Source organism: Kitasatospora sp. NPDC057936 (assembly GCF_042887525.1).
In the GTDB taxonomy this organism is placed as follows: domain Bacteria; phylum Actinomycetota; class Actinomycetes; order Streptomycetales; family Streptomycetaceae; genus Kitasatospora.
Genome location: NZ_JBHVPD010000135.1, coordinates 302 through 23,483, shown reverse-complemented (window position 1 = coordinate 23,483; position 23,182 = coordinate 302). Strand labels below are relative to the sequence as shown.

The window sequence follows — 23,182 nt, the reverse complement described above, 5'->3', positions numbered from 1 at the left end:
GCTTGGGAGCGAGGCCGGCCGCTGGAGGGTCGGTGGGGAATTCGGCGGGCGGAGCGTCTCAGCCCTGGGGGTGGTGGGCCGGGACGGGCGGGAGCTCGCCGGTGGTCTCGTACTCGCTCAGCATCTCGATCCGGCGGGTGTGCCGGGCCTCGCCGCTGTAAGGGGTGCCGAGGAAGACCTCGACGAACTTGGTGGCCTCCTCGACGGTGTGCATGCGGCCGCCGACCGAGATCACGTTGGCGTTGTTGTGCTGGCGGCCGAGCTCGGCGGTCTGCACGCTCCAGGCCAGTGCGGCCCGCACGCCCTTGACCTTGTTGGCGGCGATCGCCTCGCCGTTGCCCGAGCCGCCGATCACGATGCCGAGGGCGTCGGCGTCGGCGGCGGTGCGCTCGGCGGCGCGCAGGCAGAACGGCGGGTAGTCGTCCTCGGCGTCGTAGATGTGCGGCCCGCAGTCGACCGGCTCGTGGCCGGCCTCCTTGAGCCACTCCACGAGGTGGTTCTTCAGTTCGTATCCGGCATGGTCGGAGCCCAGGTACACGCGCATGCCCATGAGTGTGGCATGCGCGGGCACCCGGGCTCCGCAGGGGGCGCCGGGCGCCCGCGTCGGCCCGCCGCCGCCGGCTACCGCTTGCCGGCCAGGCGCCAGACGAGCGGGAGGGCGCCGGCGGCGAACGCGGCCTTGAGGGCGTCGCCGACCAGGTACGGGTAGAGGCCGAGCTCGGCGGCCCGGGCGAGCGGCACGTGCAGCGAGAAGGCCAGGTACGGGACGCCCACCGCGTAGATCGCGAGGGTGCCGAGGACCATCGTCACGGCGGTGTTGACCGGGCTGCGGTCGGCGCCGCGGCGGGCCAGGGCGCCGGTCAGGCCGGCCGCGAGGACGAAGCCGAGCACGTAGCCGAGCGAGGGCATCGCCCAGCCCGAGGTGCCCTCGGCGAACCAGGGCAGGCCCGCCAGGCCGGCCAGCAGGTAGAGGGCGAGCGAGGCGACGCCGCGGCGGGCGCCGAGCGCGGTGCCGACCAGCAGGGCGGCGAAGGTCTGGCCGGTGACGGGCACCGGCGAGCCCGGGACGTTGACCGAGAGCTGGGCGGCGACGCCGGTCAGCGCGGCGCCGCCGGCGACCAGGGCGAGGTCGCGGGCCTGCGCGCCGAGACGGGTGGTGGCGGCGGGCAGCAGGTCGGCGAGGACGGCGCGGGTCGGTATCGACGTGCCGGCAATGGCCATGGGGGAACTCCTCGTGGGGTCCAGGTGAGTGAACACCTGTGAACCTACGCGGTGATCGACTCCGCCACCTTCACGGTTTCGGACAAACCCCCACCGCAGGACCTTGTCGGAACCGCCCGATCGACGGAACGTGAGCACCCGCCGACCCGGCGTCACCGCGGGGTCCGCATGGTGGGCCCGGCTCGCCCGCCCTTGGCATGGACAGGGGTGTCCCCGGATATTGGACAACTCATGCCGCATTCCGCACAGTCTGGATCCCCCTCCATGGCCCCCACCTCCGCGCCCCCGGCGCCCGGGAGCAGCGACACCGCTCCCCCGGCCGCCGGTCAGCAGCTCTCGCACGGGCTGAAGCAGCGCCACCTGTCGATGATCGCGCTCGGCGGGGTGATCGGCGCCGGCCTCTTCGTCGGCTCCGGCGCGGGCATCGCGGCGGCCGGGCCCGCCATCATCCTCGCGTTCACGCTCTCCGGCCTGCTGGTCATGCTGATCATGCGGATGCTCGGCGAGATGTCCGCCGCCCGCCCGGCCTCCGGCTCGTTCTCCGTCCACGCCGAGAAGGAGATCGGCCCCTGGGCCGGGATCACCGCCGGCTGGATGTACTGGGTCATGCTGTGCTGCGGAGTCGCCGCCGAGGCCACCGCGGCCGGGAAGATCGTCAACGGCTGGATACCCGGCGTCTCGGCGTGGGTCTGGGTCGGCCTGTTCATGGTCTTCTTCTGCGCCAGCAACCTCACCGCCGTGAAGAACTTCGGCGAGTTCGAGTTCTGGTTCGCCACGATCAAGGTCGCCGCGATCGTCGCGTTCCTGGTCCTCGGCGGCCTCGGCGTGGCCGGCGTCCTCGGCCCCGGCGCCCCCGGCGCCACCAACCTGACCGGCCAGGGCGGCTTCCTGCCCACCGGCGTCAGCGGACTGATCGTCGGTCTGCTCGCCTCGGTGTTCGCCTACGGCGGCCTGGAGACCGTCACCATCGCCGCCGCCGAGTCCGACGACCCGAAGAAGAACGTCGCCAACGCGGTGCGGACGGCGGTCTGGCGGATCGCGATCTTCTACATCGGCTCGATGGCCCTGGTCGTCACCCTCGTCTCCTGGAAGGACCCGGCCGTCGTCCAGGACGGCCCGTACGTCACCGTGCTGCGCCACCTCGGGGTGCCCGGCGCCGGGACGATCATGGAGGCGGTGGTGCTGATCGCGCTGCTGTCCGCGATGAACGCCAACATCTACGGCGCCTCCCGGATGGCGTACTCGCTGGTCGGCCGCGGACAGGGCCCCAAGGCGCTGGCCCGGGTGAGCGGCGGCGTGCCGCGCCGGGCGGTGCTGGCCTCCTGCCTGTTCGGCTTCGGCGCCGTGCTGGCCGCCAAGTTCTGGCCCGCGACGGTGTTCACCTGGCTGATGAACACCACCGGCGTCGCGATCCTCGTGGTCTGGCTGTTCATCTGCCTCGTCCAGCTGAGGATGCGCCGCCGGCTGGAGCGCGAGGCGCCCGAGCTGCTCACCGTGAAGATGTGGGGCTACCCGTACCTGACCTGGGTGGCCATGGCCGCCGTGGCCGGCATCCTCGCGCTGATGACCACCACCGAGGGCAACCGCCAGCAGCTGTACGCGGCGGGGGTGCTGGTCGCCCTGCTGACCGCCGCCGGGCTGCTCAAGCAGCGCAGGGACGCGGCCGCGCGGTAGCGGCGCACGCACGGAAGAGGCACGGGAGGAGGCCCGGCACCAGGTGGTGCCGGGCCTCCCGCGTTCCGCCGCGGGCGTCACTCGAAGGACGGGCCCGCCGTCCGGGTGCGCTTGATCTCGTAGAAGCCCGGGGTGGAGGCCACCAGCAGGGTGCCGTCCCACAGCCGGGCCGCCGCCTCGCCGCGCGGGGTCGGGGTGACCACCGGGCCGAAGAACGCGACCCGGTCGCCGTCCGCGCCCTCGACGGCGATCACCGGGGTGCCGACGTCCTCGCCGACCAGCGAGATGCCCTCCTTGTGCGAGGCGCGCAGGGCCTCGTCGTACGCGTCGGTGTCGGCCGCGTCGGCCAGCTCGACCGGCAGGCCCGCCGCGACCAGCGCCTCCTCGACCGTCGCCCGCTCCAGCGGCATCGCCCGGTTGTGCAGGCGCAGGCCGAGCTCGGTGTAGAGCCGGCCGAGCACCTCCTCGCCGTGCTGCTGCGCCGCCGCGACGCACACCCGGACCGGGCCCCAGCCCTTGTCCATCAGGTCGCGGTACTGCTGCGGCAGGTCGCGGCCCTCGTTGAGCACCGACAGGCTCATCACGTGCCAGTTCACGTCCACCGGACGCAGCTGCTGCACCTCGATCAGCCAGCGGGACGTCATCCACGCCCACGGGCACAGCGGGTCGAACCAGAAGTCGGCGGTCTTGCGCTCGGCGGCAGTCGTCACTGCGGTCGTCCTTCGTGAGGTGTCCGGGGAAATCACGGGCGGAAAGGCGTTCCCCCCGTCCAGGCGCCAACACCCGCCCGGCCCCGCTGATTCCGCCCCGGCCCACCGGCCTGTGCAATGGTACTGGCGCGCGACGGCGTGAAAGGATGCCCCTGATGCGCCGAAGCCGCGCAGGAGAGCACAGACCAGAACGCACCACCGTGCGAGCCGGACAAAGGAGTACCGCCGTGCCGGGCAAGAACCTGAGCCGCGACGAAGCCCAGCAGCGGGCCAGCATCCTGACCGTGGACGGCTACCGGGTCCGGCTGGACGTGACCTCCGCGCCCGACCCCGCGGCCGCGACCTTCCGCTCCACCACCACGGTCGCCTTCCGCTGCGCCCGGCCCGGCACCGCCACCTTCCTCGACCTGCTCGCCCCCGCCGTCCGCTCGATCACCCTGAACGGCCGCGCGATCGACCCGGCCACCGCCTTCGACGGCGCCCGCGTCCACGTCGACGGCCTCGCCGCCGACAACGTCCTCACCATCGACGCCGACTGCGCCTACAGCCGCACCGGCGAGGGCCTGCACCGCTTCGTCGACCCGGCCGACGGCGAGACCTACCTCTACACCCACTACGAGCCGGCCGACGCCCGACGCGTCTTCGCCACCTTCGAACAGCCCGACCTGAAGGCCCCGTTCACCTTCACCGTGACCGCCCCGGCCGCGTGGGACGTGTGGTCCAACGCCGTCCACGAGCGCGTCGACACCGAAGAGGGCGCCCGCACCTGGGAGTTCGCGCCGACCAAGCCGATCTCCACCTACCTCACCGCCGTCGTCGCCGGCCCCTACCACATCGCCCGCGACCACTACAGCCGCGAGCTGCCCGACGGCACCACCCTGGAGATCCCGCTCTCCGCGATGTGCCGCAAGTCCCTCGCGCGCCACTTCGACGCGGACGAGATCCTCGGCGTCACCAAGCTCGGACTCGACTTCTTCCACGAGCAGTTCGACTACCCGTACCCGTTCGGCAAGTACGACCAGGCCTTCGTGCCCGAGTACAACATCGGCGCCATGGAGAACCCCGGCTGCGTCACCTTCAAGGAGGACTTCGTCTTCCGCTCGAAGGTCACCGACGCCGCCTACGAGGGCCGCGCCAACGTCATCCTGCACGAGATGGCGCACATGTGGTTCGGCGACCTCGTCACCATGCGCTGGTGGGACGACCTGTGGCTCAAGGAGTCCTTCGCCGACTTCATGGGCTCCTACGGGCTGATCGGCGCCCGCACCCGCTACAGCTCGGCCTGGGTCACCTTCGCCAACCAGCGCAAGGCCTGGGCCTACCGGCAGGACCAGTTGCCCACCACCCACCCCATCACCGCCGACATCCGCGACCTCGAAGCCGCCAAGCTCAACTTCGACGGCATCACCTACGCCAAGGGCGCCTCCGTCCTCAAGCAGCTGGTCGCGTACGCCGGTTCGGACGCCTTCTTCGAGGGCGCCCGCCGCTACTTCAAGCGCCACGCCTTCGGCAACACCGAACTCGCCGACCTGCTGGGCATCCTGGAGGAGACCAGCGGCCGCGACCTCAAGTCCTGGGCCGCCGCCTGGCTGCAGACCGCCGGCGTCAACTCGCTCACCCCGCAGGTCACCGCCGACGCCGAGGGCCGGATCACCGAACTCGCCGTCCTCCAGGACGGGGCCGTGCTGCGCCCGCACCGGATCGCCGTCGGCCTCTACGACCACGACTCCGACGGCACGCTGGTGCGCACCGCCCGGATCGAGCTCGACGTCACCGGCGCCCGCACCGTCGTCGCCGAGGCCGCCGGCCGCCCCCGCCCGGCGCTCGTCCTGCTCAACGACGACGACCTCACCTACTGCAAGATCCGCTTCGACGACGCCTCGCTGGAGACCCTGCGCACCGGCCTCGGCGAGATCGGCGACGACCTCGCCCGCGCCCTCGCCTGGTCCGCCGTCTGGAACCTCACCCGCGACGGCCTCATGCCCGCCCGCGACTACGTCGCCCTGGTGCTGCGCTTCGCCGGCCAGGAGGGCAACATCGGCGTCCTGCAGTCCCTGCACACCCAGGCCAAGACCGCCGTCGACCTCTACGCCGACCCCGCCTGGCGCGCCGAGGGCGGCCGGCTGCTCGCCGACGGCGCCCTGCGCGAACTGCGCGGGGCCGTCCCCGGCAGCGACCACCAGCTCGCCTGGGCCCGCTTCCTCGCCCAGACCGCGGGCGGCGCCGAACACCTCGGCCTGGTCCGCGGCCTGCTCGCCGGCAGCGCCCGGATCGACGGCCTCGACGTCGACCAGGAGCTGCGCTGGGCGCTGTGGCTCGCCCTGGCCGCCGCCGGGCAGGCCTCCGACGACGAGCTCGCCGGGGAGCTCGCCGCCGACAACACCGCCGGCGGCAAGCGCCAGTACACCCAGTGCCTGGCCGCCCGCCCCACCCCCGAGGCCAAGGCCGCCGCCTGGTCGGCCGTCGTCGACTCCGACGAACTGCCCAACGCCCTGGTCGAGGCCAACATCGCCGGCTTCGCGCTGCCCGCCCACCGCGACCTCACCGCCCTCTACGCGGCGCCCTACTTCAAGCTCCTGGAGAAGATCTGGGCCGAGCGCACCATCGAGATCGCGATGCGCTTCGTCGGCGGCTTCTTCCCGAGCGCCCAGATCGGCGAGCCGACCCTCGCCGAGGCCGACGCCTGGCTGGAGGGCCACCCCGACGCGGCGCCCGCGCTGCGCCGCCTGGTGATCGAGCGCCGGGACGACCTCGCCCGCGCCCTGCGCGCCCAGGCCTGCGACCGGGCCTGACCGTTCACGGAAGACGAGGGGCCCGCCGTACGGACGGCGGGCCCCTCCGTCGTTGCGTGAACGTCGTTGCGTGAACGTCGCTGCGTGAACGTGCTTGCGTGAACGTGTTTGCGTGAACGTGTTTGCGTGAACGTGTTTGCGTGAACGTGTTTGCGTGAACGTCCCTGCCTGGAGCGTCAGTTGCGCGAGGCCAGCAGCGGCAGGCCCTCGCCCTCCAGCTCGGCGTGCGCCACCTTGCGCCCGGTGACCGCCAGCAGGAGCGCGAGCACCGGGCCCCGCACCTCGGGGCCGCTGCCCGCCGTCCAGTCCGCGTCCGTGGCCCGCAGGGTCAGCCCCTCGACCCTCCGCTTGCCGCCGATGAGCAGGTTGGAGCCCCGGTAGAAGTCCGCCAGCCGGGTCAGCGCCGCCACCGGGTACGCCCGGGCGAGGCCGAGCGGGCGGCGGATGTCCTCGGCGTGCACCACCGTCTCGCCCAGCCAGCTGTCGACCGGGCCCGGCGGGTGGCCGACCGAGTCCAGCTGCGCCCGGAAGGCGGCGAGGGTGTCCGCGGGCGTCCCGCTCGTCAGTTCGGCGATCTCGCGGGCGGCCATGTCCTCGAAGCGGAAGCCCGCCCTGGCGAGCTTCAGGAAGAAGCCGGGCGGCGTCATCCGGGCCGTCGCCGCCATGTGCGCGAGGGTGTCCTGCACGCTCCGCCCGGTGCAGAGCGAGGGGGTCGCCCACTGCTCCGGGGTGAGGTCCCGCACGTCGGCGAGCAGGGCGCGCCGCTCGGCGTGGATCGTCCCCCAGGTGTCCGGTGTCGTCGCCATGCTTCCGTGGTACTACCACGACGGCCGGGCCGCACCCCCGAGGGGATGCGACCCGGCCGGCCTGGCGCTACGGGTGTGCTCAGCCGATCAGCGAGCGCAGCACGTACTGCAGGATGCCGCCGTTGCGGTAGTAGTCCGCCTCACCGGGGGTGTCGATGCGGACGACCGCGTCGAACTCGACGGCGCCGGCGACGACCTTGACGGTCGCCGGGGTGGTGCCGTCGTTGAGCTCGGTCACGCCGGTGATGGAGAAGGTCTCCTCGCCGGTCAGGCCGAGGGAGTCGGCGTTCTGGCCCTCCGGGAACTGCAGCGGCAGGACGCCCATGCCGATCAGGTTCGAGCGGTGGATGCGCTCGTACGACTCGGCGATGACGGCCTTGACGCCCAGGAGCGCGGTGCCCTTGGCGGCCCAGTCGCGGGACGAGCCGGAGCCGTACTCCTTGCCGGCCAGGACGACCAGCGGGGTGCCGGCGGCCTGGTAGTTCTGCGAGGCGTCGTAGATGAACGACACCGGGCCGTCGGCCTGGGTGAAGTCGCGGGTGTAGCCGCCCTCGGTGCCCGGCGCGATCTGGTTGCGCAGGCGGATGTTGGCGAAGGTGCCGCGGATCATGACCTCGTGGTTGCCGCGGCGCGAGCCGTAGCTGTTGAAGTCGCGCTTCTCGACGCCGTTGGCGGTCAGGTACTGCGCCGCCGGGGTGCCCGGCTTGATGTTGCCGGCCGGGGAGATGTGGTCGGTGGTGACCGAGTCGCCCAGCTTGGCCAGGACGCGGGCGCCGGCGATGTCGGTCACCGGGCTCGGGGTCTTGGCCATGCCCTCGAAGTACGGGGGCTTGCGGACGTAGGTGGACTCGGCGTCCCACTCGAAGGTGTTGCCGGTCGGGACCGGGAGCGACTGCCAGCGGTGGTCGCCGGCGAAGACGTCCTGGTAGCCCTTGTCGAACATGTCCTGGTCGATGGAGCCGGCGACGGTGGCGGCGACCTCCTGCTCGGACGGCCAGATGTCGGCGAGGAAGACGTCGTTGCCGTCGGCGTCCTGGCCCAGGGCGTCCTTGGTGATGTCGACGTTCATGTTGCCGGCGAGGGCGTAGGCGACCACCAGCGGCGGGGAGGCCAGGTAGTTCATCTTGACGTCCGGGTTGATCCGGCCCTCGAAGTTGCGGTTGCCGGAGAGCACCGAGACGACGGCGAGGTCGGACTCGTTGACGGCGGCCGAGACCTCCTCGGGCAGCGGGCCCGAGTTGCCGATGCAGGTGACGCAGCCGTAGCCCACCAGGTTGAAGCCCAGCTTCTCCATGTACGGGAGCAGGCCGGCCTTCTCGTAGTAGTCCATGACGACCTTGGAGCCGGGCGCCAGGGTGGTCTTGACCCAGGGCTTGACCGTCAGGCCCTTCTCCACGGCCTTCTTCGCCAGCAGGGCGGCGCCCAGCATGACGGAGGGGTTGGAGGTGTTGGTGCAGGAGGTGATCGAGGCGATCACGACCGCGCCGTTGTCGATCTCGTACGTCGAGCCGTCGGGGGCGGTGACGGTGGTCGGCTTGGAGGCCTCGGCCGAGTAGGCCGGCAGCGCCTCGGCGAACCGCTCGGCGGCCTCGGCCAGGATCACGCGGTCCTGCGGGCGCTTCGGGCCGGAGATCGACGGGACGACGGTGGAGACGTCCAGCTCCAGGTACTCGGAGTAGACCGGCTCGACCGACGGGTCGTGCCAGAGGCCCTGCTCCTTGGCGTACGCCTCGACCAGGGCGAGCTGCTGCTCGTCGCGGCCGGTGAGCTTCAGGTAGTTGATGGTCTCCGCGTCGATCGGGAAGATCGCGCAGGTGGAGCCGAACTCCGGCGACATGTTGCCGATGGTGGCGCGGTTGGCCAGCGGGATGGCGCCGATGCCGTCGCCGTAGAACTCGACGAACTTGCCGACCACACCGTGCTTGCGCAGCATCTCGGTGATGGTGAGGACGAGGTCGGTGGCGGTGGTGCCGGCCGGCAGCTGGCCGGTCAGCTTGAAGCCGACGACGCGCGGGATCAGCATGGAGACCGGCTGGCCCAGCATGGCGGCCTCGGCCTCGATGCCGCCGACGCCCCAGCCCAGCACGCCCAGGCCGTTGACCATGGTGGTGTGCGAGTCGGTACCGACGCAGGTGTCCGGGTAGGCCTGGCCGTTACGGACCATGACCGTGCGGGCCAGGTGCTCGATGTTCACCTGGTGGACGATGCCGGTGCCCGGCGGGACGACCTTGAACTCGTCGAACGCGGTCTGGCCCCAGCGCAGGAACTGGTAGCGCTCCTTGTTGCGGCCGTACTCGATCTCGACGTTCTGGACGAAGGCGTCCGGGGTGCCGAACTTGTCGGCGATGACCGAGTGGTCGATGACCAGCTCGGCCGGGGCCAGCGGGTTGATCTTGGCCGGGTCGCCGCCCAGCTCCTTGACGGCCTCGCGCATGGTGGCGAGGTCGACCACGCACGGCACGCCGGTGAAGTCCTGCATGATCACGCGGGCCGGGGTGAACTGGATCTCCTGGCTCGGCTGGGCGGTGGCGTCCCAGTTGCCGAGCGCGCCGATGTGGGCGGCGGTGATGTTCGCGCCGTCCTCGGTGCGCAGCAGGTTCTCCAGCAGCACCTTGAGGCTGTAGGGCAGCCGCTCGGAACCCTCGACGGCGGAGAGCTTGAAGATCTCGTACGACTCGTCGCCCACCTGCAGCGAGCTGCGGGCGTCGAAGCTGTTCGCGGACACGACTGACTCCTTCTGGGTGCTTCACGCGATATCCGGCCACCACGGTGGTAAGGTCAGCCTTACTTAGGCTGACCTTGCCGCCATCGCCGGTGAGCGCCTCTCGGCAAGTATCTTGATGTCGAGATATATGGTAAGGGGCAGTTATCTCGATGTCGAGATAAACCATAGTGCATGCCGCCGCGTTCACCACCGCAGGCATGCCCGGGTCGGCGTCCGCCCAGTTCAGCGACCGTCCGGGCCGCGCCGCTTGCGCTCCAGCCGGATCAGCCACACCGCCCCCGCCACCACCCCGCCGAGCAGCAGCAGGACCAGCAGCAGCCCGCCTCCGGCCACCGGCGCCGGGGCGACATCGGCCAGCATCCTCGTCATGTCTTCTCCTCGATTCGCACGGAGGCACCCTCGTGGGCGGCCCCCAGGACCAGCATCAGCAGCACCGGGAACTCCAGGTAGGCGTGATAGCTCGCCACCGCCGCGTACAGCGCGCGGCCCTGCGCGTAGTCGGCCGCGAACAGCACCGCCAGCACCCCGCCCGCCGCCGCCCCCAGCGCCCACGCGCGCGCACCGCGCAGCGCCGGCACCCGGGCCTCGAAACCCTCGGCCGCCTCCGGCGCGTAGCGCGGCAGGAACCACACCCACACCACGTAGTGCATCGTCTGCAGGAACGCGAACACCGCCAGGAAGCGCAGGCCGAGGTGCGAGGCCAGCCACGCGGGCGGCGTGTAGGAGCTCTCCAGGCGGGCCGTCCAGCCGCCCGCCGTGCCCGTAGCGCCCGCCAGCAGGCCGTCCAGCAGCCCGCTCAGCAGCAGGGCCGGCACCAGCAGCACCCACGTGAACTGCAGCGCCAGGAACAGCGCACGCCCCCGCGCCAGCCGCCGCGACCACTCCCACAGGAACAGCAGCGGCACCACGTTGTGCAGGTGCGCCAGCACCACGAAGTGGTACGCCGGGAACGACAGCGACCCGGCGGCGGCGACCGCCAGCACCGCCACGGCACCCGCCAGCAGCACCGGACGCGAGCGCAGCCCGTACCAACTCGCCGCCACCAGCAGCCCGTACGCCAGCAGGATCTCCGCCGACCGGGAGTAGGCGGACGGCGGCAGCAGCCGGCACACGACGATGCCGGTGACGAGGACGAGCAGCAGCCGCAGCAGCGGACCCGCCAGCACCACCGCGAAGCGGCCCGCCACGTACCGCAGTTCCAGCACGTTGTGGAGCAGCCCGAAGGCCGCCAGCCCCAGCACCGCCAGCCCGGTCGGCGCCCGCAGCGCCAGCACCAGCGCCAGCGCGCCCGCCACCACGAAACCCGCCTGCGGCGCAGCGCCCAGCCGCAGCCCCGGCCCGGCCGCCGGCCAGGCCCCGCCGCGGGCCGCCCCCGCACCCGTGATCGCCACGCTCCCCCTCCCCATGGCACGATCCCCTGCCGTGCGCTACCCCGTGGCCCTGGCCCTCACGCTGCTGACCGAGACACCCGTCTACACCGCCGCCCTGAGCCTCGCCGGGCCCGTCCGCCCGGGCCGGGCCGCGGCCGCCGCCGTGCTGGTCAACCTGGCGACGCACCCCGTGCTCTGGTGGACCCTCCGGCACTGGACCGGCGGGCCCGCCGCAGCGTACTGGACGGCCTTCGGCCTCAGCGAGGCGGCGGTCTGCGCCGTCGAGGCCCTCCTCCTCCGCCCGCTCACGGGCCTGCGCCCGCGCGACCCGCTCCCCTGGATCGCCTCCGGCACCGCCAACGCCACCTCCATGCTCGCGGGGCTGCTGGCCGCACCGTTCCTCGGCGGCTGACCGCGGTTCCACGGCCCGGTTCCGGCGGCCCGGCCCCGCGGCCCGGTTCCACGGTCTGGCCCCACGGCCCGGTTCCGGCGGGTGGGGGCCGGGCCGGTACGGTGGCGGGGAGTCGGTGACGTGCGGGAACGCCGGGGACGGGCAGGGGTCGGCTGATGATCGTGGTGGACGCGTCCGCGCTGGTGCTCGCGCTGGCCGACGAGGGGCCGCGCGGTGCCGCGGCCCGGGCCGAACTGGCGGCCGACGGCGAGTGGTTGGCGCCGGAGCACGTCATCGTCGAGGTGATGCAGTCGCTGCGCGGCCTCTACCTGGCCAAGGAGCTCACCGCCGGACGGGTCGCCGAACTCACCGGCGAACTGGCCGCGGTGGCGATTCGCAAGGTCGAGGTGGCGCCGCTGCTCGGCCGGATCTGGGAGCTCAAGGACAACCTCACCCCGGACGACGCCGCGTACGTCGCCGTCGCCGAGCGGTACGGGGCGCCGCTGATCACCGCGGACCTGCGGCTCATGCGGGCCAGCGGGCCGCGCTGCGAGATCCGCGGCATCCGGCGCACACCGGAGTAGCCGGGCCGCCCCCGGGCGGGGGTGTCCCGGGCGGCCCTGCCGGGGCGGTGTCCCGGGCGGCCCGGGCGCGTTGAGCACGGCGACCGTCACCCCGCCCGTGGAAGGCCCGCCGATGCCCCTCCCGTTCGCCTCCGCCCTGCTGCCGCTCGCGCTGCTCGCACCCGCCGTCGCACCGGTGTCCGTCATCGAGGCCGACTTCGACCCGGCCTCGGCCTTCGTCCCGCCCGCCGCCATCAGCTACGCCGACGACCTCGTGCCGTACGGCTCGCACGCCACCGTCGTCACCGACCGCTCGACGGCCGGGCGGACGGTGCTCACCCTGGCCGTCACCGGACTCGCGCCCGGCCACGAGTTCCCGGTCCACCTGCACACCGGCACCTGCGGGACCGTGCCGACCTCGTCCGGGCCGCACTACCAGAACGTCGTCGACCCGGTGCAGCCGTCCACCGACCCGGCCTACGCCAACGACCGCAACGAGCTGCGGCTCGTGCTGCGCACCGACGACCGGGGCGACGGCACCGCCACGGCCGCGGTGGACTGGCAGGCGCGGGCCGGCGAGGCCCGCTCGCTGGTGCTGCACGCGGGCACCCCGGCCGGCCCGCACGCGGCGGCGGACCGGGTGGGCTGCATCAAGCTGGACCGGTAGCCCGTCCGGCGCTCCTCAGGACCCGAGGGTGGCGACCAGGACCGCCTTGATGGTGTGCAGCCGGTTCTCCGCCTGGTCGAACACGATGGAGTGCGCCGACTCGAACAGCTCGTCGGTGCACTCCAGCTCGGTCATCCCGGTGGCCTCGTACATCTGCCGCCCGACCTCGGTGCCGAGGTCGTGGAAGGCCGGCAGGCAGTGCAGGAACTTCACGTCCGGATTGCCGGTGACCCGGACGGTGTCCATCGACACCTGGTACGGCTTGAGCAGCTCGATCCGCTCGGCCCAGACCTCCTTGGGCTCGCCCATCGAGACCCAGACGTCCGTGTAGAGGAAGTCGGCGCCGGCCACGCCCTCGGCCACGTCCTCGGTGAGGGTGATCCGGGCGCCGGTGGTCTCGGCGAGCGCGTGCGCCGCCTTCCGGACGTCCTCGGCCGGCCAGACCGCGCGCGGCGCGACGATCCGGACGTCCATGCCGAGCAGGGCGCCGGTGACCAGCAGCGAGTTGCCCATGTTGGAGCGGGCGTCGCCGAGGTAGGCGAAGGCGATGCCGGTGAGCGGCTTGGCCGTGTGCTCGGTCATGGTGAGCACGTCGGCCAGCATCTGGGTCGGGTGCCACTCGTCGGTCAGGCCGTTCCAGACCGGCACGCCCGCGTGCGCGGCGAGCTCCTCGACGACCTCCTGGCCGTGGCCGCGGTACTCGATGCCGTCGAACATCCGGCCCAGCACCCGGGCGGTGTCCTTGATCGACTCCTTGTGGCCGATCTGCGAACCGGACGGGTCCAGGTAGGTGGTGCTCGCGCCCTGGTCGTGCGCGGCGACCTCGAAGGCGCAGCGGGTCCGGGTGGAGGTCTTCTCGAAGATCAGCGCGATGTTCTTGCCGCGCAGCCGGGGCTGCTCCGTGCCCGCGTACTTCGCCGCCTTGAGCCGGGCCGCGAGGTCCACCAGGAAGCGGAACTCCTGGGGAGTGAAGTCGAGCTCCTTGAGGAAGTGCCTGTTCCGGAGGTTGAAGGCCATGCCGGGCTCCTGGGGTGACGGGACGGACGGGAAAGCGGCAAGTGTATACGATGCTCTGAATTTATATGCAGAGTGGGGGTGGACGGGAGGGGAACGGCCGAGCGGAACGGCCGAGGGGGAGCCCGGTCGGACTCCCCCTCGATTCTCACCCCGGCTCCTGCCCCGGGTCTCGCCCCGGCCCCCACCCCGGCACGGTGCTCCTACAGGCGCGGGTCGACCGGTTCGGACTCCAGGGCCAGGACCGCGAACACCGCCTCGTGCACCCGCCACAGCGGCTCGCCCGCCGCCAGCCGGTCCAGCGCCTCCAGGCCCAGCGCGTACTCGCGCAGCGCCAGCGAGCGCTTGTGGCCGAGGGCGCGCTCGCGCAGCCGGTCCAGGTGCTCGGTGTAGTCCGGGCCGTAGATGATGCGCAGGTACTCGCGGCCGCGCACCTTGACGCCGGGCTGGACCAGGCCGCCCGGACGGCCCTCGGCGCGCTCCGTGCGCACCAGCGAGCCCAGTGGCTTCACCACCATGCCCTCGCCGCCGGCCCCGGTCAGCTCCTCCCACCACGCGACGCCCGCGGCCACGGACGCCTCGTCGGCGGTGTCCACCACGAGCCGGCCGGTGCGGTGGAGCAGGGGCGCGGCCGGACCGCCCGCGGACGTGGTCGCGGCGGCGTCGGCGTCCACCAGGCGGTCGATCCAGGCGAGGTGCTCGTCGTGCGGGCGCACCGCGAGGTTCGCCCCCTCGGCGGCCAGCACCTGGAACGGCGCGAGCCGGACGCCGGACAGCCCCTCGGTCGGCCAGCAGTAGCGCCGGTACGCCTCGGTGAACGCCCCCGCGTCGGCGGCGCGCTGCCGCTGCCGGGCCGTCAGCCCCTCGACGTCCAGACCGCGCCCGGCCGCCTGCTCCAGCGCCGACAGCACCACCGGCAACGCGGCGCCCGCCGCCGCGCCGACCGCCGCGTACTGGCGGCGCAGCAGCTCGACGGCCTTCAGGGACCACGGCATCAGCTCGGCGTCGAGCAGCAGCCAGCCGGTGCCCAGCTCCTCGAACAGCCCGGCCCGCTCGGCGGCGGCCCGCACCCGGCCCAGCACCGCGGCCGTCAGGGCGTCGTCGCTGAGGAACGCGCGGCCCGTCCTGGTCCAGATCGCACCGGGACCGGCCACGCCGAAGCGCTTCTCCAGCGCCGCCTCGTCCCGGGCCACCAGCACCACCGCGCGCGAGCCCATGTGCTTCTCCTCGCACACGACCTGCCGGACGCCGTCCGCCCGGAAGGCGGCGAACGCCTCGTCTGGGTGCTCCAGGAAGCCGTCCCGGCGGGAGGTGGCCGTCGGGGCCATCGTCGGCGGCAGGTAGGCGAGCAGCCGCGGATCCAGCGCGAAGCGGCTCATCACCTCCAGCGCCGCCGCCGCGTTCTCCTCCCGGACGGCGACCCGGCCGTGCAGCCCGGTCTCGACGATCCGCCGGCCCGCCACGTCGGCGAGGTCCAGCGGACGGCCCTCCCGCGCGCCCGGCGCGTCGGTGATCATCGGACGCACCGGCGCGTACCACTCGCGCTCGGCCGCCACGCTCACCAGCTCGCGCTCCGGGTAGCGCAGCGCCGTCAGGCTGCCACCGAACACGGCGCCGGTGTCCAGGCAGATGGTGTTGTTGACGAAGCCCGCCGTCGGCACCGGCGTGTGGCCGTAGACCACCAGCGCCCGGCCCCGGTACTCCTCCGCCCACGGGTAGCGCACCGGCAGGCCGTACTCGTCGGTCTCGCCGGTCGTCTCCCCGTACAGCGCGTGCGAGCGCACCCGGCCGGAGGCCCGGCCGTGGTACTTCTCCGGCAGACCGGCGTGGCACACCACCAGCGCGCCGCCGTCCAGCAGGTAGTGGCTGACCAGGCCGCGCATGAACGCGCGCACCTCGGCCCTGAACTCCTCGCTCTCGCCCGCCAGCTGGTCCAGCGACTCCTGGAGGCCGTGCGAGACGGTGACCTTCTTGCCGTCCATCGCGCGGCCCAGCTTGTTCTCGTGGTTGCCCGGCACGCACAGCGCGTGGCCGGCCGCCACCATGCCCATCACCAGGCGCAGCACGCCGGGGGTGTCCGGGCCGCGGTCGACCAGGTCTCCGACGAAGACGGCGGTGCGGCCGTCCGGGTGCGCGGCGTCCACCGGGCGCCCCTCGGCGTCCCGGGTGAGGACGTAGCCGAGGCGGGTCAGCAGGGTCTCCAGCTCGGATCGGCAGCCGTGGATGTCGCCGACGACGTCGAACGGGCCGGTGAGGTGGCGCAGGTCGTTGTAGCGCTTCTCCAGCTCGATCCCGGCCGCCGCCACCTCCGCCGCGCCGCGCAGGATGTGCACCTTGCGGAAGCCCTCGCGCTCCAACCCGCGCAGGGAGCGCCGAAGTTCGCGGTTCTGGCGGGGGATGACGTGGGGCGGCAGCTGGCGGTCCGGCCGGGTGCGGTTGCGCTCCGCGCAGACACCGGGCGGGACGTCCAGGACGATCGCGATCGGCAGCACGTCGTGGTCGCGCGCGATCTTCACCAGCCGGCGGCGCGCCTCGGGCTGGACGTTGGTCGCGTCCACGACCGTCAGACGGCCGGCGGCGAGGCGCTTGCCGACGATGTAGTGCAGGACGTCGAAGGCCTCGGCGGAGGCCGACTGGTCGTTCTCGTCGTCGGCGACCAGGCCGCGGCAGAAGTCGGAGGAGACGACCTGGGTGGGCAGGAAGTGGCGGCGGGCGAAGGTGGACTTGCCCGAGCCGCTCGTGCCGATCAGGACGACGAGGGAGACGTCCGTGACGGGGAGGCGGCGGGGGGCGGCCGGGACGGACGGTGCTTCGGGGGTCCGTGCCTCGTCGGAGGCCGGGGTTGCTTCGTCGGTCATCGGGGTTCGCCTCCTTCGGGCGTCGGGGTGGTGGTGGCGGTGGTGGTTTCTGTATCGGCGGTGGTGGCGGCGGTGTCGGTGGTGGTGCCGGCGGCGGTGCGGAAGAGGGCCAGCTGGGTCGGCGGGCCGACCTCCGGGTCCTGCGGACCGACCGGGCGCAGCTCGACGGTGTAGCCGTACGCCGAGGCCACCCGCTCGGCCCAGGCCCGGAACTCGGCCCGCGACCACTCGAAGCGGTGGTCCGCGTGCCGGACGGCGCCCGCCGGCAGGCTCTCCCAGCGCACGTTGTACTCCGCGTTCGGCGTGGTCACGACGACCGCGCCCGGACGGGCCGAGCCGAACACCGCGGACTCCAACGCGGGCAGCCGGGGCAGGTCCAGGTGCTCGATCACCTCGCACAGCACCGCCGCGTCGAAGCCCTTCAGCCGCGCGTCCGTATACGTCAGCGCGCCCTGCGCCAGCGTCACCCGGGCCGCCTGCCGCTCCGGCAGTCGCTCCAGGCGCAGCTTGCGGGCCGCCACCCGCAGCGCCCGCACGGACACGTCCACACCGAGGATCCCGGTGAACCGGGCGTCCTTCAGCAGCGCTCCGATCAGCTCGCCCTGGCCGCAGCCGAGGTCGGCGACCTTCGTCGCACCGGTCTCGCGCAGGGCCGCCAGGATCGCGGCGCGGCGCTGCTCGGCGAGGGACGGCTGCTTCCCGGGGGCCGGGGCTTCGGGGTTCTCGGGGTTGCCGGGGTTGCCGGGGTTGCCGGGGTTGCCGGGGTTGCCGGGGTTGCCGGGGTTGCCGGATGCGGGCGCGGTGCCGGTGGGCGCGCCCGGGATCTCCTGGGCGGTCTCGTCGGGCTCGTCGGCGACCGCGTTGTCGATCTCCTCGACCTCGCGGTCGTCCGCCTCCGCGAGACGGGCCAGCTCCAGGCGCTCCATCGCCGCCCTGGTCAGCGACCAGCGCCGCGACAGGTAGCGCCGGGTGATCAGGGCCCGCTCGGGGTGATCGGCCAGCCAGCCCTCCCCCGCGGCCAGCAGCTTGTCCACCTCGTCCGGGGCCACCCAGTAGTGCTTGGCACCGTCCAGCACCGGCAGCAGCACGTACAGCTGATGGAGCGCGTCGGACAGGCGCACGGACTCCGCGGCCAGTTCGATCCGCACGTACCGCGACTCGCCCCACTCCGGGAACGCCTCGTCCAGCGGGACCGCCTCCGCCTCGACCCGCCAGCCCATCGGCTCGAACAGCCGGGCCACCATCTCCGGGCCGCCGCCCTCGCCCACGCCGTTCGCGGGCACCGCGGGCAGCGCGATGCGCAGCGGACGCGCCAGCTCGGGCAGCTCGGGACGGGCCTGGCACACGCCCTTCATCGCCGACCGGAACACCGTCCGCAGCGCCACCGCGAGCAGCGAGGAGGCGGCGTACGGCCGGTCGTTGACGTACTGGGCGAGCGCGAAGTCGGGCGAGCCGCCGCGGCCCTTGCCACGGCCCTTGCGGACCAGCGCGATCGGATCGACGTCCAGCAGCAGCGCCGCCGTGCAGAGCTCGTCCCCCGCCTCCGGGTAGAAGACGTGGGCCTCGCCGTGCGACGTCGTGAACCGCTGGACCTTGCCGGGATGCTTGTGCAGCAGGAACCCGAGATCCGTTGCCGGGCTCTCGGCGCTGCCGGTGGTGGAAATCGACATGAACACCTGCCCGAGTATTGCCGAGCGGTGATCCCCTCGGCACCGGGTTTTCCCAGCCCACGGCCGGTCGGCGACGCCCCGCGCCCGGCGTGTCCGGACGGTGGGCGTTTTCGGCGCCCGGCCCCCGCATTGGTTAACGTGCACGGTGTGACTGCTGAATCCACCACGCTCCCGAACGGCGCCGTCGCCGCCGGTCTGGCCACCATCGCCGCCGACGGAACCGTCCTCGACACCTGGTTCCCCGCCCCCGTCCTGACCACCGAGCCCGGCCCCGCCGGGACCGTCCGGCTCACCGCCGAGCAGGCCGAGGCCGAGCTCGGCACCGGCGCCGCCGAGGCGCTGCGCGCCGACACCCGGCGCGGCGTCGAGGTGGTCGCCGTACGCACCACCATCGCCTCGCTGGACGAGAAGCCGCTCGACACGCACGACGTGTACCTGCGCCTGCACCTGCTCAGCCACCGCCTCGTCCGGCCGCACGGCCAGAACCTGGACGGCATCTTCGGCCTGCTCGCCAACGTCGCCTGGACCAGCATCGGCCCCGTCCCGGTCGACCGGGTCGAGTCGGCCCGCCTCGCCGTCCGCGCGCAGGGCGGCCAGCTCGCCGTGTACGGGATCGACAAGTTCCCGCGGATGACCGACTACGTCGCCCCGTCCGGCGTGCGCATCGCCCACGCCGACCGCGTGCGCCTCGGCGCGCACCTCGCCGCGGGCACCACCGTGATGCACGAGGGCTTCGTCAACTTCAACGCCGGCACCCTCGGCACCTCCATGGTCGAGGGCCGGATCAGCGCGGGCGTCGTCGTCGGCGACCACAGCGACATCGGCGGCGGCGCCTCGATCATGGGCACCCTGTCCGGCGGCGGCAAGCAGGTCGTCTCGGTCGGCGAGCGCTGCCTGCTCGGCGCCAACGCCGGCATCGGCATCTCGCTCGGCAGCGACTGCGTCGTCGAGGCCGGCCTCTACGTCACCGCGGGGACCCGGGTCACCACGCCCGACGGCAAGATCGCCAAGGCCGTCGAGCTGTCCGGCCAGGACAACCTCCTGTTCCGCCGCAACTCCCAGAGCGGCGCCGTCGAGGTCATCGCCCGTTCCGGCTCCTGGGGCGGCCTCAACGCCGACCTCCACGCCCACAACTGAGCCACCCGGCTCCCCTCAGTGCCCCGGCGCCGACTCCCGGCGCTGGGGCACTGTGCTGGGGCACTGTGCTGGGGCACTGTGCTGGGGCTGGGCTGAGCTGTTTTGAGGCTTCGGGGATCGCGTTCTTCCTGGGCCCCTCCCCAGGCCCCCAACCCTTCCTCCTCCACTGCCATCTGAGGCCCACCCCCCACCCCCGCCGCCCCCGCCCGCCACCTACCCTCGATTCCAAACAGCCCTGCGCGTTCCCCTGGGCTGCTCGGCTCCAGGTACACCAGCGCCGAGCAAGCGCCACAGAGCACTCCCCCCAGCGGCTCCAGATCCTCTTCAACGCTGCTGCTCTCCCGCACGGTCTGCGGGATCTCGGCGACGGTGACCGTCGGCATCGGCCGGTCGGCGTCCTCGCCGTCCTCGCGGACCAGCAGGACCATGCTCAGGCAGGCCGCCGTCAGCTCGGGGCCCTCCAGGAAGCTGCGAACGGCCGGGCGGCCGTGGAGCCGGTCGGCGACGGCGTGTGCGGCGGCGTGCTGGGTGGTGGTCATCTCGCCCTCTCGGTCCGTGGAATGGGGCGCCAGTGGCCCGGGGCGCGTGCCGCACAGGAAGTCTGCGAGGTCGACTTCCTGCGCTTACAGGGTGGTGGTCTGAGTGGCGCGGGTGCGGCACTGCGTGAGGGCGGGTTTGATGCGGGGGTCGGGGGTGGGGGAGGCGGCGAGGAGTTCACCGGCGGTGACGAGGGCCGACCAGTAGTGGGAGGGGTTGCCGGTGGTGGGGCGGGGGTGGGTGGCGGCGAGGGAGAGGTAGGCGGCAGTGAGGTTGCCCGTGGTGAACCAGCGGGCGAGGCCGTGCCGGTGGCCGGCGCGGATGCCGCCGAGGGCGTCGATCGCGGTGAGGAAGAGGTCGATGACGGCGAGGTCGCGGGCGTCGAGATCCTTGGGGATGTCGAACACGCCGAGGGCTTCGAGGAGTTCACCGGTGTCGGCCTCGAAGCCGGGGCGGGAGTTGTCGAGCAGGGCGTCGAAGCAGTCGTCGAGCCGGAGCTTGGTGTCGGCGGCCGGGACACCGAGGGCGAGGCAGACCGCGCGGGCGGCACGGAGGGGGTCGCGGGTGCGGCGGGCGAGGATGGCGTAGACCTCGGCGGACGTGGAGCCCGTGTCGAACAGGTGCCGGGCGGCGAGGGAGAGTCGCATGGTTGGCACCCGTTCAGACGGTGAGGAAGGTGGAGGCGAAGGAGGAAGAGGGGGCGACCAGGGCCCACACGAACTTGCCGACGCCGCCGGATCGCGGGCAGCAACCCCAGCGCTCGGCCAGTTCGTTGACGAGGAAGAGGCCGCGCCCGTGCACGTCGGACAGGGAGGGGGAACGGAGGCAGGGGCGCCCGCTGCTCGCGTCGTGGACTTCGAGGCGCAGGCGATCGTTGATGAAGGCGAAGCGGACCTCGATGAGGCGGTCGGTGGGCGCGTCGGAGTGCTGGACGGCGTTGGCGAAGAGTTCGCCAAGGAGCAGCTCGGCGACGTCGGAGTAGCGGTCGCCGGAGGGGAGCGCGGAGAGGTACGCACGGAGCAAGCGCCGGGCCAGGGGCGTGGATTCGGCCCGCGAGTCGAGGCGGGCGGCGAACGTGCGGGGCTGGCGGGTTTTGAGCATGGCGAAGTACCTCAAGGGAAGAGTGCATTCGAATGGAGTGAGCCATGCACTGGGCCTGCTCGGGCGACTGGATGGCGCCGAGGTCGACCCGCCGCTCCCGGGTAATAGACCCGAGCGGCCGGCCGAGCCACCGCTGGTGACTGGCTGATGACGAACAGTCAACATCCCTGCCCTGCAGTCGGCTATGGTCGAGGCGAGCCGGGAAGTTGAAACCCTTGAAACACGCCTGCAAGGGGGAACTGTCGTGCGAACTGGCCGTGAGCCAAACCGCAAGCTCGCCTCATTGATGACCGAAGCCGCTTGGGGGAACGGCGAGCTGGCACGGGCTGTCAACCGGACCGGCACTGAGACCGGGCAACGGCTCAAGTACGACGCCTCGGCCGTCTCTCATTGGCTCGGCGGCACCTCGCCCGCGGCGAAGGCCCTGCCGGTGGTCCTGGAGACGCTGGCGCGGAGGCTCAAGCGGCCGATCACCGCTTTCGAGGCCGGATTCCGCGACGTGCCTGCCAACGTTGACCAGTCGACAGATACGGTGTCAGGGCTGATCGACTTGGGGAGCCTCGATATGGATCCATCCCGGCGCGGAGTCCTCACGGCAGGCCTGTACTCAGTGGCCCTCACCATTCCGGGCTGGCCCGACCTGGCGGGCCGCTTCGAGAGGCGACGGACCAACCCACATCTGCGGATCGGCATGGAGGAGGTCCGGGCGGTCGCCGCGATGACCGAACGGATCAGCGACCTGGACGATCAGTTCGGCGGCCGGATGGCCCGCCCGATGGCCGCCTCGTTCCTGGTCAACACAATTGCCCCGTACCTGCAGGCGGACGCCACCGAGGATGTCCGCAAGGCGATGCTGTCGGCCGCCGCCGACCACTGCTACCTGACCGGCTACATGGCCATGGACGAACGCCATGATGCCCTGGCCCAGCGCTACTACATGAAGGCCCTGGAACTGGCCGGGCACGCGGGCGATCACCTCACGTACTGCACCACCCTGCGCGGCATGAGCGTGCAGGCCGTCGACCTCGGCCACGGCAGTACCGCCATGCGGTTCGCGGACGCCGCCTCGGCCGCCTCCCCGCAGGCCGGCCCCCGCATGAGGGCCTTCCTCGCCGGCCAACAGGCCCACGCCAGCGCCCAGACCGGAGACAAGGCCGGAGCCCTGTACCACCTGCGTCTAGCGGAAGTTGCGATGGAGCAGGCCGAGTCCAAGGCGAAGGCGTTCGGCTCCTATGATCCGTCCTCCCTTGCGTACCACGAGGCCAAGGTCCGCTGGGAGCTCGGGGACAAGACTGGCGCCATCGCTGCGATGGAGGCGTCCGACCGCCTGCGGTACTCCGTGTACGTGCGCAATCGGGTGCGGATGACGGGCATGCTCGCAGAGTGGAAGTTGCAGGCCGGCCGCCTCGAAGAAGCCTGCGCGGACTGGCATCGCGCTCTCGACGACTACCCGACTGTCCAGTCCGGCCGGGCCGACGACCGCTTCCGCTCGATGATGGCCATGATCAAGCCTTACCAGGGCAACCGGTACGCACGTGACCTGTGCGACCGTGCTCGACCGATGGCGAAGGCGGCCTGACCGGAAACGGGCACGTTGTCCGAGGCTCCGCTACCCCATCGATGGGGTAGCGGAGCCATTTGGTTACTTCTGGGCGTTGGCGCGGCGAGTGGGCTCCGCCATCGTCGGGCCCTCCGGCCAGGGGAGAGGTCCGAAGGGGCCGCTGATGCCCACCCCAGCGTAGAAGTGGAGACACCAATGCCCGTGCAGGAACGCGTCATCCAGATCCGCCGCCCCTACCTCAACCTGATCGCCGATGGCACCAAGACGATCGAGGTGCGCGTCGGCTATCCGAGTATGAGAAATGGCGATGTGCTTCTCCAGGGCCCCGGGGGCGGCCCCCCCCGCGCCGGGGGGCCCCCCGTGTGCCCGGCCGGGGGCGGAGTGG

Annotated in this window: 20 protein-coding genes; 8 read left to right on the top strand and 12 right to left on the bottom strand. The window is 72.6% G+C overall.

Annotated elements, in window-relative coordinates; genetic code table 11:
* Positions 1-58: 58 nt before the first annotated feature.
* Positions 59-544, bottom strand: a complete 486-nt coding sequence (locus ACFVU9_RS41810) for a ribose-5-phosphate isomerase (protein WP_380500163.1) — start codon at positions 542-544, stop codon at positions 59-61.
* A gap of 77 nt (positions 545-621) precedes the next feature.
* Positions 622-1,221 carry a biotin transporter BioY gene (locus ACFVU9_RS41805; protein ID WP_380444518.1) on the bottom strand — a complete coding sequence of 200 codons (600 nt, stop codon included), beginning with the start codon at positions 1,219-1,221 and terminating at the stop codon, positions 622-624.
* Between the two features lie 264 nt (positions 1,222-1,485).
* Here ACFVU9_RS41805 and ACFVU9_RS41800 point away from each other — a divergent pair, with 264 nt between their 5' ends.
* A complete protein-coding gene (locus ACFVU9_RS41800; RefSeq protein ID WP_380500162.1) occupies positions 1,486-2,895 on the top strand; it encodes an amino acid permease in 1,410 nt (469 codons plus the stop codon).
* Positions 2,896-2,972: 77 nt separating this feature from the next.
* On the opposite strand, the gene ACFVU9_RS41795 is transcribed toward ACFVU9_RS41800, so the two are convergent.
* A complete protein-coding gene (locus tag ACFVU9_RS41795; RefSeq protein ID WP_380444516.1) occupies positions 2,973-3,605 on the bottom strand; it encodes a disulfide bond formation protein DsbA in 633 nt (210 codons plus the stop codon).
* A gap of 227 nt (positions 3,606-3,832) precedes the next feature.
* On the opposite strand from ACFVU9_RS41795, the gene pepN reads away from it, so the two are divergent.
* Entirely contained in the window at positions 3,833-6,397 is a 2,565-nt protein-coding gene (gene pepN, locus ACFVU9_RS41790) for an aminopeptidase N (RefSeq protein ID WP_387602690.1), read from the top strand.
* 176 nt (positions 6,398-6,573) lie between these two features.
* Here the strand turns inward: pepN and ACFVU9_RS41785 are convergent, their stop codons facing one another.
* The 4 genes from ACFVU9_RS41785 to ACFVU9_RS41770 all read right to left on the bottom strand — a co-directional run bounded on the left by ACFVU9_RS41785 (position 6,574) and on the right by ACFVU9_RS41770 (position 11,319).
* Positions 6,574-7,203 (bottom strand): maleylpyruvate isomerase family mycothiol-dependent enzyme, encoded by a 630-nt coding sequence (locus ACFVU9_RS41785; protein WP_380498626.1) that lies wholly within the window; start codon positions 7,201-7,203, stop codon positions 6,574-6,576.
* 79 nt (positions 7,204-7,282) lie between these two features.
* Positions 7,283-9,928, bottom strand: coding sequence for an aconitate hydratase AcnA (gene acnA / locus ACFVU9_RS41780; RefSeq protein ID WP_380444513.1), 2,646 nt, complete (start codon positions 9,926-9,928; stop codon positions 7,283-7,285).
* 222 nt (positions 9,929-10,150) lie between these two features.
* Positions 10,151-10,297, bottom strand: coding sequence for a hypothetical protein (locus ACFVU9_RS41775; protein ID WP_380444512.1), 147 nt, complete (start codon positions 10,295-10,297; stop codon positions 10,151-10,153).
* The gene (locus ACFVU9_RS41770) at positions 10,294-11,319 is read right to left on the bottom strand and encodes a hypothetical protein (RefSeq protein ID WP_387602686.1); all 1,026 of its coding nucleotides are present in this window, start codon (positions 11,317-11,319) and stop codon (positions 10,294-10,296) included. The genes ACFVU9_RS41775 and ACFVU9_RS41770 overlap by 4 nt, the downstream gene beginning before the upstream one ends.
* A 13-nt stretch (positions 11,320-11,332) precedes the next feature.
* On the opposite strand from ACFVU9_RS41770, the gene ACFVU9_RS41765 reads away from it, so the two are divergent.
* From ACFVU9_RS41765 to ACFVU9_RS41755, 3 genes are all read left to right on the top strand, one after another.
* Positions 11,333-11,710 carry a hypothetical protein gene (locus ACFVU9_RS41765; protein ID WP_387602683.1) on the top strand — a complete coding sequence of 126 codons (378 nt, stop codon included), beginning with the start codon at positions 11,333-11,335 and terminating at the stop codon, positions 11,708-11,710.
* Between the two features lie 155 nt (positions 11,711-11,865).
* Positions 11,866-12,273: a type II toxin-antitoxin system VapC family toxin gene (locus ACFVU9_RS41760; RefSeq protein ID WP_380444509.1), complete on the top strand. Its 408-nt coding sequence runs from the start codon at positions 11,866-11,868 to the stop codon at positions 12,271-12,273.
* A 112-nt stretch (positions 12,274-12,385) separates the two neighbouring features.
* Positions 12,386-12,919 carry a superoxide dismutase family protein gene (locus ACFVU9_RS41755; RefSeq protein ID WP_380444508.1) on the top strand — a complete coding sequence of 178 codons (534 nt, stop codon included), beginning with the start codon at positions 12,386-12,388 and terminating at the stop codon, positions 12,917-12,919.
* A 15-nt stretch (positions 12,920-12,934) separates the two neighbouring features.
* On the opposite strand, the gene argF is transcribed toward ACFVU9_RS41755, so the two are convergent.
* From argF to ACFVU9_RS41740, 3 genes are all read right to left on the bottom strand, one after another.
* Positions 12,935-13,936: an ornithine carbamoyltransferase gene (gene argF / locus ACFVU9_RS41750; protein WP_387602679.1), complete on the bottom strand. Its 1,002-nt coding sequence runs from the start codon at positions 13,934-13,936 to the stop codon at positions 12,935-12,937.
* 200 nt (positions 13,937-14,136) lie between these two features.
* Positions 14,137-16,791 carry a polynucleotide kinase-phosphatase gene (locus ACFVU9_RS41745; protein WP_387602676.1) on the bottom strand — a complete coding sequence of 885 codons (2,655 nt, stop codon included), beginning with the start codon at positions 16,789-16,791 and terminating at the stop codon, positions 14,137-14,139.
* Complete coding sequence (locus ACFVU9_RS41740; protein ID WP_387602673.1) at positions 16,788-18,467, bottom strand: 3' terminal RNA ribose 2'-O-methyltransferase Hen1; 1,680 nt, start codon at positions 18,465-18,467, stop codon at positions 16,788-16,790. The genes ACFVU9_RS41745 and ACFVU9_RS41740 overlap by 4 nt, the downstream gene beginning before the upstream one ends.
* A gap of 141 nt (positions 18,468-18,608) precedes the next feature.
* On the opposite strand from ACFVU9_RS41740, the gene dapD reads away from it, so the two are divergent.
* Entirely contained in the window at positions 18,609-19,598 is a 990-nt protein-coding gene (gene dapD, locus ACFVU9_RS41735) for a 2,3,4,5-tetrahydropyridine-2,6-dicarboxylate N-succinyltransferase (protein ID WP_387602670.1), read from the top strand.
* 623 nt (positions 19,599-20,221) lie between these two features.
* Here dapD and ACFVU9_RS41730 read toward each other — a convergent pair.
* Together ACFVU9_RS41730 and ACFVU9_RS41725 are read right to left on the bottom strand one after the other, a co-directional pair.
* Positions 20,222-20,782: a hypothetical protein gene (locus ACFVU9_RS41730; RefSeq protein WP_387602667.1), complete on the bottom strand. Its 561-nt coding sequence runs from the start codon at positions 20,780-20,782 to the stop codon at positions 20,222-20,224.
* 13 nt (positions 20,783-20,795) lie between these two features.
* Complete coding sequence (locus tag ACFVU9_RS41725; protein WP_387602664.1) at positions 20,796-21,236, bottom strand: ATP-binding protein; 441 nt, start codon at positions 21,234-21,236, stop codon at positions 20,796-20,798.
* 286 nt (positions 21,237-21,522) lie between these two features.
* Between ACFVU9_RS41725 and ACFVU9_RS41720 the strand changes: the two genes are divergently transcribed.
* Positions 21,523-22,815: a tetratricopeptide repeat protein gene (locus tag ACFVU9_RS41720; RefSeq protein ID WP_387602661.1), complete on the top strand. Its 1,293-nt coding sequence runs from the start codon at positions 21,523-21,525 to the stop codon at positions 22,813-22,815.
* A 177-nt stretch (positions 22,816-22,992) separates the two neighbouring features.
* Positions 22,993-23,182, top strand: a 190-nt coding sequence (locus ACFVU9_RS41715) for an ASCH domain-containing protein (protein ID WP_387602658.1), incomplete at its 3' end; no start/stop codon positions are given.

Bases quoted from the DNA above. Each gene is read 5' to 3' on its own strand.
- ACFVU9_RS41810 (WP_380500163.1), bottom strand. From the start codon at position 544: ATGCGCGTGTACCTGGGCTCCGACCATGCCGGATACGAACTGAAGAAC.
- ACFVU9_RS41805 (WP_380444518.1), bottom strand. From the start codon at position 1,221: ATGGCCATTGCCGGCACGTCGATACCGACCCGCGCCGTCCTCGCCGAC.
- ACFVU9_RS41800 (WP_380500162.1), top strand. From the start codon at position 1,486: ATGGCCCCCACCTCCGCGCCCCCGGCGCCCGGGAGCAGCGACACCGCT.
- ACFVU9_RS41785 (WP_380498626.1), bottom strand. From the start codon at position 7,203: ATGGCGACGACACCGGACACCTGGGGGACGATCCACGCCGAGCGGCGC.
- ACFVU9_RS41775 (WP_380444512.1), bottom strand. From the start codon at position 10,297: ATGACGAGGATGCTGGCCGATGTCGCCCCGGCGCCGGTGGCCGGAGGC.
- ACFVU9_RS41765 (WP_387602683.1), top strand. From the start codon at position 11,333: ATGGCACGATCCCCTGCCGTGCGCTACCCCGTGGCCCTGGCCCTCACG.
- ACFVU9_RS41760 (WP_380444509.1), top strand. From the start codon at position 11,866: ATGATCGTGGTGGACGCGTCCGCGCTGGTGCTCGCGCTGGCCGACGAG.
- ACFVU9_RS41755 (WP_380444508.1), top strand. From the start codon at position 12,386: ATGCCCCTCCCGTTCGCCTCCGCCCTGCTGCCGCTCGCGCTGCTCGCA.
- argF (WP_387602679.1), bottom strand. From the start codon at position 13,936: ATGGCCTTCAACCTCCGGAACAGGCACTTCCTCAAGGAGCTCGACTTC.
- ACFVU9_RS41745 (WP_387602676.1), bottom strand. From the start codon at position 16,791: ATGACCGACGAAGCAACCCCGGCCTCCGACGAGGCACGGACCCCCGAA.
- ACFVU9_RS41730 (WP_387602667.1), bottom strand. From the start codon at position 20,782: ATGCGACTCTCCCTCGCCGCCCGGCACCTGTTCGACACGGGCTCCACG.
- ACFVU9_RS41725 (WP_387602664.1), bottom strand. From the start codon at position 21,236: ATGCTCAAAACCCGCCAGCCCCGCACGTTCGCCGCCCGCCTCGACTCG.
- ACFVU9_RS41720 (WP_387602661.1), top strand. From the start codon at position 21,523: ATGACCGAAGCCGCTTGGGGGAACGGCGAGCTGGCACGGGCTGTCAAC.